13 protein-coding genes and 1 other RNA gene are annotated in these 13,441 nt (G+C 49.1%); 10 read left to right on the forward strand and 4 right to left on the reverse strand.

From position 1 onward, the window contains the following. Positions 1-8: 8 nt before the first annotated feature. The 4 genes from VN23_RS12075 to VN23_RS12090 form a co-directional block, all read right to left on the reverse strand. A complete protein-coding gene (locus VN23_RS12075) occupies positions 9-1,406 on the reverse strand; it encodes an alkaline phosphatase (RefSeq protein WP_046350659.1) in 1,398 nt (465 codons plus the stop codon). A gap of 26 nt (positions 1,407-1,432) precedes the next feature. Continuing rightward, a complete protein-coding gene (locus VN23_RS12080; protein WP_062654890.1) occupies positions 1,433-2,842 on the reverse strand; it encodes an alkaline phosphatase in 1,410 nt (469 codons plus the stop codon). 272 nt (positions 2,843-3,114) lie between these two features. Further along, a complete protein-coding gene (locus tag VN23_RS12085) occupies positions 3,115-3,594 on the reverse strand; it encodes an FKBP-type peptidyl-prolyl cis-trans isomerase (RefSeq protein ID WP_046350657.1) in 480 nt (159 codons plus the stop codon). A gap of 4 nt (positions 3,595-3,598) precedes the next feature. Continuing rightward, positions 3,599-4,066, reverse strand: coding sequence for a peroxiredoxin (locus tag VN23_RS12090; protein ID WP_046350656.1), 468 nt, complete (start codon positions 4,064-4,066; stop codon positions 3,599-3,601). Between the two features lie 51 nt (positions 4,067-4,117). On the opposite strand from VN23_RS12090, the gene VN23_RS12095 reads away from it, so the two are divergent. From VN23_RS12095 to VN23_RS12145, 10 genes are all read left to right on the forward strand, one after another. Beyond that, the gene (locus VN23_RS12095; protein WP_046350655.1) at positions 4,118-5,227 is read left to right on the forward strand and encodes a cupin domain-containing protein; all 1,110 of its coding nucleotides are present in this window, start codon (positions 4,118-4,120) and stop codon (positions 5,225-5,227) included. Beyond that, a complete protein-coding gene (locus VN23_RS12100) occupies positions 5,205-5,696 on the forward strand; it encodes a DUF7931 domain-containing protein (RefSeq protein ID WP_046350654.1) in 492 nt (163 codons plus the stop codon). Before VN23_RS12095 ends, VN23_RS12100 begins: the two co-directional genes overlap by 23 nt. Positions 5,697-5,907: 211 nt before the next feature. Beyond that, positions 5,908-6,102: a hypothetical protein gene (locus VN23_RS12105; protein ID WP_046350653.1), complete on the forward strand. Its 195-nt coding sequence runs from the start codon at positions 5,908-5,910 to the stop codon at positions 6,100-6,102. A gap of 245 nt (positions 6,103-6,347) precedes the next feature. Beyond that, a complete protein-coding gene (locus tag VN23_RS12110) occupies positions 6,348-7,655 on the forward strand; it encodes a TRZ/ATZ family hydrolase (protein ID WP_046350652.1) in 1,308 nt (435 codons plus the stop codon). Further along, positions 7,655-8,365, forward strand: a complete 711-nt coding sequence (ubiG, locus tag VN23_RS12115) for a bifunctional 2-polyprenyl-6-hydroxyphenol methylase/3-demethylubiquinol 3-O-methyltransferase UbiG (RefSeq protein ID WP_046350651.1) — start codon at positions 7,655-7,657, stop codon at positions 8,363-8,365. The genes VN23_RS12110 and ubiG overlap by 1 nt, the downstream gene beginning before the upstream one ends. 38 nt (positions 8,366-8,403) lie before the next feature. Beyond that, positions 8,404-9,057, forward strand: a complete 654-nt coding sequence (locus tag VN23_RS12120) for an HAD family hydrolase (protein ID WP_046350650.1) — start codon at positions 8,404-8,406, stop codon at positions 9,055-9,057. A 166-nt stretch (positions 9,058-9,223) separates the two neighbouring features. Next, positions 9,224-9,588: a transfer-messenger RNA gene (ssrA, locus tag VN23_RS12125) on the forward strand. A 305-nt stretch (positions 9,589-9,893) separates the two neighbouring features. Next, positions 9,894-12,548, forward strand: a complete 2,655-nt coding sequence (locus VN23_RS12135) for a type VI secretion system Vgr family protein (RefSeq protein ID WP_046350648.1) — start codon at positions 9,894-9,896, stop codon at positions 12,546-12,548. Continuing rightward, a complete protein-coding gene (locus VN23_RS12140; RefSeq protein ID WP_046350647.1) occupies positions 12,529-13,050 on the forward strand; it encodes a DUF4123 domain-containing protein in 522 nt (173 codons plus the stop codon). Before VN23_RS12135 ends, VN23_RS12140 begins: the two co-directional genes overlap by 20 nt. 16 nt (positions 13,051-13,066) lie before the next feature. Beyond that, positions 13,067-13,441, forward strand: coding sequence for a hypothetical protein (locus tag VN23_RS12145; protein ID WP_046350646.1), 375 nt, complete (start codon positions 13,067-13,069; stop codon positions 13,439-13,441).

Genomic DNA, 13,441 nt, shown 5'->3' on the forward strand with positions numbered 1-13,441 from the left:
AGTACGCATTAAAAACCAGCAGCTTGCTTTACCAAACCAAAGACCTTGGTGTTATCCAGTGTGCCTTTAAATGTTTTAGAGCCTGCGCCCGCAGCAAACAGCATGACATCTCCACCGCCATGCGTTTCATTGCCATTGCCTACTTTCACTGCGCCTTCCTGCTGATAATCATCGTGCAAGACCTGTGATTTATCCGCATTGCCCTCAACCAGCATGGTGCGTGTTACCGGGCGATTTGAGCTATTACCAAACACCAGCGCCGTATAGTTATTACCGTCGGCATCTTTCATTTCCTTGCCATCACGATAATTTTTTACCGTGCCCATAATGTCGCTGCCTTTCTTGCCATAGCCATTAATAGTTAAGGTATGGTCATGATCTGCAGTCACCACAATCAGGGTGTTTTTAAGCTCTGGATCGGTTTTTCTGACTTCAGCCAGTGCGGCTTTAATCGCATCATCAAAAGCGATCGTGTCGTCCATCACCCGCTTGGCGTTATTGCCGTGCAAGGCGTGATCGATGCGGCCACCTTCTACCATCAGGAAAAATCCTTCAGGCTTTTTAGCCAGCACAGCAATCGCTTTGGTCGTCATCTCGCTGAGGCTGGGCTGATCAATTGATTTTTTTACGCGATCAAGCTCGTACTCCATATGGCTGGAAGCAAACAGACCTAATAATTTGTCTGTTTTGCTGGCATCCACATTTTTTAGCTCGCTACCCTTTTCGGCAAACACATAGCCTTTGGCTTTTAATTCAGCGATCAAATCGCGGCCATCCGTCCTTGCGCCTTTCGCACTATTTGGCAGGAAGTGCTTGCTGCCACCGCCCATCAAGACATCCAAACCAGTACCCAGCTTGGCATTAAAGCCTTTACCGCCCGGCACAGCCTGCTCGGCAATGCTGTTTTCTGCATCACGATGGCAAATATGCGAGAAAGTCGCCGCAGGTGTAGCGTGTGTTACCCGTGTGGTGGTCACTGCACCCACGGCCTTTCCTTTGGCTTTGGCCAGCTCCAGCAGGGTGTCTACTGCCTTACCATTGTTGTCACCACACTGATTGCTGCCATCTTTGCCAGGCTCTTTGGCCTGTGTATCTGCGCTCATCGAGATGACTTCGTTATTCATCTTGACCCCGGTCATATAGGCGGCCATCGACGGAGCAGAATCGGTGGTTTGGGCGTCGTTAGAAAACGTTTTGATTCGTGCGGTGCGCGATCTGCCCGCATCCAGCGCTTCCATCGTTAAAGCGCCTTCTTCTTTGTATTTATAAATACGCGCAGCAGTGACTGTAGCCGGGCCCATGCCATCGCCTAAGAAGAAAATAACATTCTTGGCTTCACCGGCTGCTTGAGCAGCCTGAGCAAAAGCGAGCATGCAAGCGCTTGCAATAAGAGTTTGTTTCATCATGATTTTTCCCTTGATTCTACGGTGGCTTACAGGCCAACAGCGTCGCGAATGAGCTTGAACACATTGGTGTTGTCCATCACCCCGTAAAACTGATCGCTGCCCTTGCCCACGGCCCCTAGAAATACATTGGTGCCGCCGTGGGTTTCATTTCCGGCTGTAGTGCGAATCGCGGCTTCCTGATGATAGCTATTGGCAAACACCACGCTTTCATCCAGCGCTGTTTTTCTATCACCACGGCTTTCGCCATTACCAAAGCCAATAATGGTGTAAGGCATGCCGTCTGCATCAGTCGATAATTTGCCGCTAACCACATCTTTGACTAGCCCCAATACGCCAGGATTAGTCGCAGAAGATTTACCTGTGCGCTTGGCGTAGCCGTTCAACACGAGGGTGTGATCGTGATCTGCGGTCACAACAATCAAGGTGTTTTTTAGCTCCGGATCGGTTTTCTTTATTTCAGCCAATGCCGCTTTAATGGCATCGTCAAAGGCAACGGTATCTTGTAAGGCTTTTTTGGCCGTGGTTTCGTGCAGGGCGTGATCAATGCGGCCGCCCTCTACCATCAGAAACATACCCTTATTGTTTTTCTTAAGACCCTGAATTGCTTTCACGGTCATTTCAGCCAAGCTAGGCTCTTTTGCTGCATCACGATCCAAGTCGTAGCTCATATGGCTAGAAGCAAACAATCCTACAAATTTGGCCGTTTTGCTAACATCCAGCGCATCAAATTCGGCACGCGTACCCGCAAACCCATAACCTTTCGCTTTTAATTCAGCCACTAAATCACGGCCATCGGTGCGTTTACCTTTTGCTGCTGTCGGGTAGAAAAACTGGCTGCCACCACCCAGCATCACATCCACACCATCGGCCAGTGCTGGGTTATAGCCCTTGCCGCCCGGTACAAACTGCGCAGCGATATCGTTTTCTGCATCACGGTGGCAAATATGCGCATAGGTTGCTGCAGGTGTGGCATGAGTAACGCGGGTGGTTGTGACCACGCCCGTTGCCAGGCCTGTTGCCTTAGCGATTTCTAGCAGGGTCGTCACTGACTTGCCATTATTGTCCACACAACCATTGCTGCCATCTTTGCCCGGCTCTTTGGCCTGTGTATCTGCGCTCATCGAGATGACTTCGTTATTCATCTTGACCCCAGTCATATAGGCGGCCATCGACGGCGCAGAGTCGGTGACCTGTGCGTCATTTGAATAAGTTTTGATAAACGCTGTTTCTGGCAGTGTATCGATGGTGAGCTCGCCATCTTCACCTACTGCATAAGTGCGTGCAGCAGTTAAAGTGGTCATCCCCATCCCATCACCCAGGAAGAAAATCACATTTTTAGGCGCTGCAGCCACTGGTGCGACCACAACCGCATTACTTGTGGTATTGCACGCAGATAAAGCGCTCGCCAACAGGCCAGCGATAAGAATAATTTTCATTTACATCTCCCTAAGAGGAAGAATGCACGATAGATGAGTTACTTTACATTTAGGTTACATATAAGCTAATTATTTATGACAAGCGCAACTCTGTTTTAATAAAACTCATCAAAAAAAAATAAAACGCTAAAAAACGAAATAAATTGGCATAAATTAAAGCAGCTCATATCAGCCTACTTGGGCCACAGATATTTAAAATGGCAGCACGGCTTTACCCCAACGCAAAAAAAGCGAGCCTAAGCTCGCTTTTCTTCAATCAAACCCTAATCATCTTAGTGATCGTGGCCGTGCTCACCGTGTACATGGCCGTGTTCAAGCTCTTCTTCACTTGCTTCACGAACCGCAGCAACAGTACCCACAAAGCGAATAGTCATACCCGCGAATGGATGGTTTGCATCCACTACAACGCGGTTGCCTTCGATTTCAGTCACGCGGAATAACAATACTTCGCCGGTTTCAGGATCATCGGCTTCGAACATCATGCCGGCTTCAACTTCCATCGGGAATGAAGATTTTTCTTCTTCACGAACTAAATCTGCATCGTGTTCACCGAAAGCGTCTTCTGCTTCCATTGTCACATCAATGCTGTCGCCAACATTTTTGCCTTCCAGTGCTTCTTCAACCAAAGGAAGAACATTGTCATAACCGCCGTGCAGATATTCAATCGGCTCTTCGGTTTTGTCGATTTGTTTGCCAGTGGCATCGAACATTTCATAATTTAAAGTTACAACGGTATTTTTTGCAATTTGCATGGGTTCACCCTAGCTGTTTCACGAGTTTAAGAATTTCCGCCGCATGGCCCTTGGGGACAACGTGATAAAACGCATGGCGGATCACGCCGTCCTTATCGATTACAAACGTGGAACGGTCTATGCCGTATCTTACCACGCCATGTGCCTCCCACTCATGTAGAGCGTAATAGAGCCGGCTTACTTCGCCTGTTGGATCGGCTAATAAATCGAATTCTATCCCCTGCTCGTCTTGAAATTGCTCGTGTGACAAGCAATCATCCATGCTAACGCCAAGGATAACTGTGTCATATTGCCGAAATGCTGCGCAGCGATCACTAAACTCAACCGCCTCGGTAATACCACCGGGCGTGTGATCTTTATTAAAGAAATACAACACCACATGAGACTTCCCACGCAGCTGCGCCAATTGCACATCATCCATTTGAGCATCAGACAAAATAAAATCAGGCGCAATATCTCCAACGTTCAGCATGTGTTCTCCATGCGATAATTGTTGTAATCCATTTTGTTATAGAGCAAAAACATGCAACTTTTAGGCGGACTCAGTCCGGAAGAATTTTTAAAAGAATACTGGCAAAAAAAACCATTACTGATCCGCAATGCCTGGAGCAACTTTCCCGAGCTGATCGATTACGCACGTCTGGCCGAGCTGGCCCAACACGAGGATGTGGAGTCCAAGCTCATTGAGTATAAAGGCGGCCGCTGGAAAGCCGAATCCGGCCCTTTCCGCCCATCACGCTTTGCCCGCCTTGCCGAAACCGACTGGACCATCTTAGTTGGCAACGTCAATCATTTAGTCCCACATATTGCAGATCTGCTCTATCAATTTAATTTCCTGCCTTACACAAGGCTGGATGATTTAATGATCTCTTACGCACCACCAGGTGGCAGCGTAGGCCCGCACTATGATTCTTACGATGTGTTTTTATTGCAAGTTGGTGGAAAGAAACGCTGGCAAATCTCGAGCGACGACGCGAGCGGCTTTATTGAAGACGCACCAATTCGGGTATTAAAAGAGTTTCATCCAGAGCAAGAATGGGTGCTGGAGCACGGCGATATGCTGTATCTGCCGCCGATGTACGCCCATCATGGCGTAGCGCTTGAGCCAGGCATGACCTATTCAATAGGCTTTAGAGCACCAAAAACACAGGAAATCGCCGGTAAGTTTTTAGAATTCTTGCAAGACGAGCTGTGCCTTGAGGGTATGTATAGTGACCCACAGCGCCAGCCCACCGCTAGGCCCGCCGAAATTGACAGCGAATTTGTCGAACAAATCGGCGAAATGCTGAAAAACATCACCTGGAACGATGAAACCATCCGCCGCTTTGTCGGCAGTTATTTCACCGAACCTAAGCCCCATGTATTTTATAATCAGCCTAATGAGCCACTTGATTTTGATGATTTTGCGGCAGAAATCGCCAAAGGCGGCATTATGATCGATGCCAAAGCGCTGATGCTGTACGAAGCTGATCGTGTTTACGCCAATGGCGAAGCGCTTGAATTTGAGCCAGAAGCGCTACCTTGGCTACAAAAACTAGCCGACCAGCGCAAGCTGCCAGCCGCAGATTACCCGGAAGGCCTGATTACTATTCTTTATGAATGCTACGAATATGGCTATTTACAGCTCTCCTGAAGCACAAACTTTTGACGCCTACGCGGCTTATCCGCAAGCCGTGGCGCAAATCATGGGCTCGGCGCAACAAGAATTGCTCCTTTGCGAACGCAACTTTTCACACTGTGATCTGGGCAGCCGAGCTATTTTTGATGCCTTATGGGCGTTTTTTACGGCCACTCCTCCGGGGTATTTGCGCCTGATTTGCTTTGATATTCACTACCTTAGCCAGCGCTGTCCGCAATTTTTACAATTGACAGAAAGGTTCCCGCAAAGAATTGAGTTACGGCTTGCACATGAATCTTGTTCTAACTGGCAACAAGGCTTTATTCTTGCCGATAAAACATGTTTGTTACATCGCTATCATTTTGATTGGCCAAGAGGCGAAATAACCACTGATTCACGCATTGTTGCGATGATGCAACAGCAATTTAATGCCCTTTGGGAGCAATCCAGCCCAAGCAATGAATGGCAGCGCTTATATTTATAGACATTTAACATGTTGTTACATGGCGTTGCAGAATTCTTGCCTAAATAGCGGTATTCATAATGTGTTGGACTGTTCTTTCAAATAAAACGTGATATTATTTGCGCTGTCGGTCGGTCACTGAATGATTGCAGTTTTTCAGCATCGATCCACGGTTGATTGCACCTATTTAATTTCGTTTGTCCCATTCGTCTCTGTCAAAGGTAAGTTCATAATGAAAAAGTCCCTGCTAGTTGCTGCTCTGATCGCTGTTGCTCTGTCCGCTTGCGGCAAAACTGAAGCTCCTGTTGAAGCAGCTTCTGCTGTTGTTGAAGCAGCATCAGCTGTTGTTGAAGCAGCTTCTGCTGTTGTTGAAGCAGCTCCAGTTGCTTCCGAAGCTGCTGCTTCCGAAGCTTCTGCTGCTAAGTAATTTGCAGGCAGTACCGCTTTAAAAAAAGCCGACCGCAAGGTCGGCTTTTTGTTTTTCTAAATCAAACAATTCAAAAGTCATATAAAAAATATCAATTGCAAAGAATGACAAGCAGATTACATGCGCTTAATTAAATTAACTATACCTTTATAATCAATGCTTAAAGCAGATTCAGCAGCTGCAATTATGGCTATTCAATAAAAAATAAAAACCACTATTCTGATCGATTAATTCGAGATCATTCCATGCAGATTATTGCTCCGCGCTGGCTTATTCCAATCGAACCTCATGCTACTGTGCTCATTGATCATGCCGTTATTACTGATCATGAACGCATTGTGCAAATTATGCCGCTCAGTGCCGCACGTACCGCTTACCCTAGCGCCAAAGAAACCTTACTCGCAGAACATGCGCTACTCCCCGGTCTAATTAATACCCACACCCATTCGGCCATGAGCTTATTACGCGGCTATGCTGATGATCTAGCGCTTATGACTTGGCTGCACCAGCATATCTGGCCCACCGAAACGGCCCATGTTTCTGATGATTTTGTTTTTGATGGCACCACGCTCGCCATTATGGAAATGATTGCTGGCGGCACTACCTGCGCCAATGATATGTATTTTGAGCACAGCGCCGTGGCCTGCGCCGCTATTTCTAGCGGATTTCGGATGGGCATTGGTTGCAGCATTTTAGAATTTCCCACGCCCTTCGCCTCTGATGCGGATGGCTATATCAAAAAAGCGCTCTCCTCACGCGCCGAATTTAATGGCGAGCCATTAGTGCATTTCACCCTCGCCCCCCATGCTCCCTATACGGTAAGCGACAGCACTTTTCGCCGAGTCATTACTCTAGCCGATGAGCTTGACCTAGGCTTGCATTGCCATATCCATGAAACGCAGGATGAAATCAAAAATAGCCTGAAACAATACGGGGTGCGCCCGCTGGAGCGACTCGCTGCGCTGGGTTTTTTAGGATCGAATTTAGTTGCGGCACACATGGTGCACACCAGCGATACAGAGATCGCCCTACTTGCTAAGCACGGCGTAAATATTGCACATAATCCGGCCAGTAATTTAAAGCTCGCCTCCGGCATTGCCCGTATTCATGCCATGCAGCAAGCAGGTATCAATGTAAGCATTGGCACCGATGGTGCAGCCAGTAATAATAAAATCGATCTGTTTGCCGAAATGCGCCTTGCCGCTTTGCTTGCCAAAGCCCAAGCCAATAATGCCGAAGCCATCCCCGCTTGGCAGGCTTTAGAAATGGCCACCATAAACGCTGCCAAAGCCATGCGCCTCGATGATAAAATAGGCAGCATTAAAGTAGGCAAACAAGCAGATTTGATCGCCGTTGATCTCTCTGCTGCTGCGACCCAGCCTTGCTACGACCCCATTTCACAACTTGTCTATGCAGCGGATCGCTCGCAAGTTAGCCATGCATGGATTGCCGGGCGCTGCGTTTATCAAGCCGGGCAACACCTCAGCTTAAACGCTGGCGAAACGCTAAACCGCGCTCGCCGCTGGCAACAACGCATCAAAAAGGAAGCCTGATGACTGAAGCAAATATCAATGTTGACCCTTCCGAGATCGCCAAATTCTCTGCCCTCGCTCATAAATGGTGGGATACCGAGAGCGAATTCAAGCCTCTGCACGAGATCAACCCGCTGCGCATCGATTTTATGCAAAAGCACGTTGAGCTGGCTGGCAAAAAAATCCTCGATATAGGCTGCGGCGGCGGCATTCTGGCCGAAGGCCTAGCCCGCCAGGGGGCGAATGTCACTGGCATTGATCTGGCAGAAAAATCACTTAAAGTTGCCAAACTGCATTTATTTGAATCAAAACTCGAAGTCGATTACCGCTGCGTGCCAGTGGAGCAGCTCGCCACGGAAGAACCAGAAAGTTACGACATCGTGACCTGCATGGAAATGCTGGAACATGTGCCGAGCCCAGCCAGCGTAGTAGCAGCCTGCGCCCGCCTCGTCAAACCCGGCGGCTGGGTGTTCTTTTCTACCCTAAACCGCAATGCCAAAAGCTATATGCTGGCCGTGGTGGGCGCTGAATACGTCTTAGGCATGCTGCCGCGCGGCACGCACGACTACGCCAAATTTATCAAGCCGTCCGAGCTGGCCCGCATGACCCGAAACGCAGAAATCGAAACCGTATCGCTCAGCGGCCTAAGCTATAACCCGCTCACCAAAATCTATAAGCTCGATGACGATGCTGCCGTGAACTACCTGATTGCCACAAGGAAAGCCCCTTAAATCAAGCAAATCCATTTAAACCCCACAAGGAAAACTCCATGATTACCGCAGTCCTATTCGATCTTGACGGCACGCTTGCTGATACCGCGCCAGATCTGGGCGCCGCACTCAACCGCCTGCTTGCCGAAGAAGGCCGCAAACCGCAGCCTTACTCCGCCATCCGCCCACTGGCATCCCACGGCGCACGCGGCCTGATCGAGCTGGGCTTTGGAGTTATCCCGCAAGACGAGCAGTTTGCTGTGCTGCGCGAGCGTTTTCTGGCTCTGTACGAAACCAGCCTCTGTGAAGAAACCGCCCTCTTTGAAGGCATTCACGCCCTGATCGAAAAAATTGCCGCCCGTGGCCTGCAATGGGGCATTGTCACCAATAAGCCTGCCCGCTATACCGACCCGCTGATCGCCCAACTCCCCTTCCCCTGCCGCCCCGGCGTAGTGGTTTCGGGGGACACCGTCGGCGTGGCCAAGCCAGACGCCAAACCCATGTATTTTGCAGCCGCCCAGCTTGGTGTTGATCCGGCCCACTGCATCTATGTAGGCGACGCAGAACGCGATATTGAAGCAGGCCGCAAAGTAGGCATGCGCACCGTGCTAGCCGATTACGGCTATATCAGCGGCAAGGACAAACCTCATGAATGGGGAGCCGACCACCGCATCGCCCACCCGCTTGATCTACTTCAGCACCTGCCAGGCTAGTTTTAGTAAATGGTAGCTATTGCTACCATTTACTAAAAAAACATAAGCCATTGTTATCCATAGAAAATTAAGCCATCAGCCCCAGCAAGCTTCGCTAGAAACCCGTTACGGCGAAGGCGCACGTTGTACAAGAGCAGGCTTACGCGTATAATCAGAGATCTTCATTGGGGCCGCCATGGTTTCGACGGGGGTTGCAAAGTGGATGAGGGCATACCGGGGTCTCAGATTCCCGTAAAACACTGAATTTATATAGTCGCAAACGACAATAACTACGCTCTAGCCGCTTAATCGCGCTAGACTCTGCACTACAGGGCCCATCGGGTAGGTCGCCTAAAAACGATACGCAGAGTCATTAAGATGGGATCGCTTTTGCTCGGGTTACTTGGGCAGAGGCTAAATCTAAGGTAACTCGTTCTCTCCAAGCCTGTCGGTCGGCGTGGTCGGGAATTAAAACCAAATGACATGACTAAGTATGTAGAACTCACTATAGAGTGCTTCCGGACGCGGGTTCGACTCCCGCCGGCTCCACCAGTACAAAGCAATGAAATCAGCCACTTAGAGAAATCTAAGTGGCTTTTTTTATGCTTAAAAAGGCCCTTTTAGGCCCAACAATAGCAACATTAATAGCAACATTCCTTACAGAATTTAGGCAGCCAGCCCCCAAACCCCATGAAAAAGAGCAGCAACCATTCGAGCAAACCAACTCAGGCAGACAAGAGTAAACCTTAGAATTTTCGATTTTGTGCATAATTACACAATACATTTTTTGCAAGGCTAGATCAGCAAGCATAAAGCCTCGTGTAATATAGAAATCCCCTGTAAGCCCTTGGTTTCTCATGGCCCTTGATCTACTCGCCTCTTTCGCCGCTGCTTTTAATCAGGATCAGCGCCTTATCTCTCTTCAACTAGGCGATGGTGCAGCATGGGGCGAACAGCTATTACCCCAGCACGTAACAGGCAGTGAAGGGATAAATCGGACTTTTCTCTATCGAATCGATTGTCTTTCCCCCATTGGCGATTTAGAACTCAAATCGCTGTTAGGTTTGCCGGTGGTATTGGCAATAGCAGATGCCAATGGCGACACAGTTGAACGTTGCGGGGTCATTAGCCAGGTACAGCTCTTAGGCTCTGATGGGGGCTTTGCAAAGTATGCACTGACGATAGAGCCGCCGTTTGCCTTGCTTAGATATCGCCGCACTTCTCGGGTCTTCCAAGATTTGTCAGCCGTCGATATTGTGAAACAGGTACTGGCCGAACATCAGGCCAAAAACCCTGTGTTTGCATCTGTCCAAGCACTAGATTTCAAATTATCGGGCGAATACCCTCCCCGCTCTTATTGCGTGCAATACCGCGAAGACGATTACACCTTCCTGTGCCGCTTAATGAAAGAAAGCGGCCTATCGTGGCGTTTTGAACATTTGGCGGGCGATTCCCCTCAAGTGCAGCTGGTGGTTTTTGATGACGTCTTCTCCATCCCCGAAGCTTTAGAGCCCATCGCTCGCTTTCACCGTGCCTCGGCAACCGAGGAAAGCGATTCGCTCACCGTTTGGAATACACAGCGGCAAATCGGCAGCAGCTCGGTTTCCCTTGCCAGCTTTGACTATAAAGCCACACTCACCAATCATAGCTTGAATGAAAGCGCGATCGATCAGGGCGAAGGTGGGCAGCAAATCCAGTCAAGCCTAGAATATTACGACCCGCAAGCGCATTACTACGCCAGCGATTTAGATCAGCTAAACCAAGATGCAAAGCTGCGCCAAGATGCTTTAGACGGACAAAAGAAATCGTTTACCGGCTCAGGTACATTGCGCAGCTTGCAAGCTGGGCAATGGTTTCGCCTAGAAGACCACCCCGCTCATGATTTCGATTCGGCTGAGCAGCGCGAATTCGCCATCACTGAGCTTAAATTCACCGCAAACAATAATTTGCCAGCGGATTTAAGCCAGCAATTGCAACTGATCGCCCCTAGCCTGCTTGCCACTTCAGCCAAGGATAACGCGCCTTATCAAGTGGACTTTACCGCCCAAAGACGCGGCCAGCCTGTGCTTAGTCATTTTGGCGAGCAAGAATTTACCAAACCCACTAGCCCAGGCTTGCAAACTGCCACCGTGGTTGGCCCTGCCGGATCAGAAGTCCACACCGACGAGCAAGGCCGTATTAAGGTGCAGTACCACTGGCAACGTGCCGCCGAGCATCCCGAATTTGGCGCAAATCTTGACGACAAGTCATCCTGCTGGATCCGCGTCGCCATGCCATCAGCAGGCGCGAGCTTTGGGCATCAGTTTATCCCTAGGGTGGGAATGGAAGTAACCGTCAGCTTTATAGAAGGAGATATCGACCGCCCTGTTGTAACTGGCACTGTTTATAACGGTAGCCATTCAGTGCCAAATTTCAGCGGTGCTGGTGCCTTACCCGCCAATAAAACGCTATCAGGCATCAAAACCAAAGAACATGAAGGCGGGCAGTATGGCGAGCTGCTGTTTGATGATACAAAAGGCGAAGTGCGCACAAAGCTATCAAGCGAACACGGCAAAACCCAGCTTAACCTTGGCTATTTAATTCACCCGCGCACAGACGGAAAAGGCGAGCCACGGGGCGAAGGCTTTGAATTACGCACGGACAATCAAGGGGCAATCCGCGCCAAGGGTTTACTCATCAGCACCGAAGCCAAGAGCGGCGCCTCGGGCAAACAGCTAGACCACACGCCCGCCCAAAGCCAGCTTGAATCAGCTTTAGCCTTGGCGCAAAGCTTAGGCGAAACGGCAAGCCACCAACTTGCCGACACAATGGAAACCGGCGACAAAGAGCAAACCATCCAGCCAGATAATAGCCCGGGCGAAAAAGAAACCACCGGCCATCTGCATCACCACGTCCACGCCAGCAAAAGCTTTGCAGCCGGTAGCAATACCGATAAAGACAGCAAAACAAAATCTCAGGAACAAGCAGGCCAGCAAAGAATTATTTTATTGCATGGTGAAGACGGTGTAGCCATCACCACGCCACAGAGCCTTTCCCTCACCGCCGAAACCAATATCGACCAGATCGCCCAGCGGGATAGTAACCAAACATCAGGCCGCCGCTGGATACATAACGTCGGCCAGCATATCAGCCTGTTTGTAGCGGGGGTAAAAGATAAAGTCGCGCTCAAACTGATCGCCGCCAAGGGCAAAATCCAGCTGCAAGCGCAAAGTAACGATATCGAGATTACCGGCGATAAAGACCTGAAAGTAACGGCTTGCAAGGGGCTGCTTAGCATTTCGGCTAAAGATGAAGTTTTAGTCACGGCAGGTGGCGGCTATATCCGGCTAAAAGGCGGCAATATCGAGATTCATTGCCCAGGGGAAGTGACGGTGAAAGGGGCAAACCATGCAATGAGCGGGCCAGATCAAATGAATGTGTTTTTTCCAGAAATGCCAAATGGCGAGATAAAGCCTTCATGCTTAAAACAGGCCGCAGAAGACCGGAGCAATTATGTCATTCGTCCAGCATGAGCATTTCAAGCAGTTTTGGCCCGCTGAAGCCGTGCCTGCAACAGGAAACCTGTTTTTACTGATTGATGCCGCAGCACAAACAAGCGGCTTGCATCGCTTGCGCTTCATTCTGCCAGCTGGGGAGCGATGCTCTTTATTTGAAGACACGCCAGAACAAAATTTACATGATCTTGCCCCGTGGCTGATCCATATTGACCCCAGCTATTTACAAAGCGACGCTTTTTTACAGCTGTTAAAAATAGAATACGAAACAGCCTCCTTAAGTTGGATCTGGACGCCGCTGAATTTAAAAGAGCTACAAAAGACCATCCAGCCTTTTATGCAAGCCCAATTAAAAAGCGGCCAAGAAGCCTTAGTCCGTATTTATGATCCGCCTGTATTGTTGCGGCTGATTAAAACATTTACGCCAGAACAAGAAAAAAAACTAATGGGCCAGATTCAGGCATGGTGGCTTTATGACGCCCATCATCAAATCAGGCACATCATCAAACCACTGAATTGACCAAGAGAACATAAGCATGGAATTCTGCGAATCCAATATGGATGGCGTCAACGAGCTACAAGAACAACAAGAAGTCAAAGAAATGCTAGACAGGCTAGCTAAGGATGATCCAGTGCTTAAATCCGCGCTTGTTGATGATAAAAAGACATGGGAAGCCATTGTAAAGACAGGCCAGCTAGGCTTAGTCGATATTATTATCCGATCACAATATATTATTCTAGCGTTTACCCTGCTCAATCATGATGAAGTGCAGGAGATGGATATTGCCATTAAAGATAAAAAAGATGCCTATGGCCGGGCAATTCCGGTTGATATTGCCTTTAAGGACTATATGGGGCTTAAGTTTTGGCAAAATGAGGGAAAGACTTACTCTGAAATAAAACCACGCTAA

The sequence above is a fragment of the Janthinobacterium sp. B9-8 genome, from assembly GCF_000969645.2.
GTDB lineage: Bacteria > Pseudomonadota > Gammaproteobacteria > Burkholderiales > Chitinibacteraceae > Iodobacter.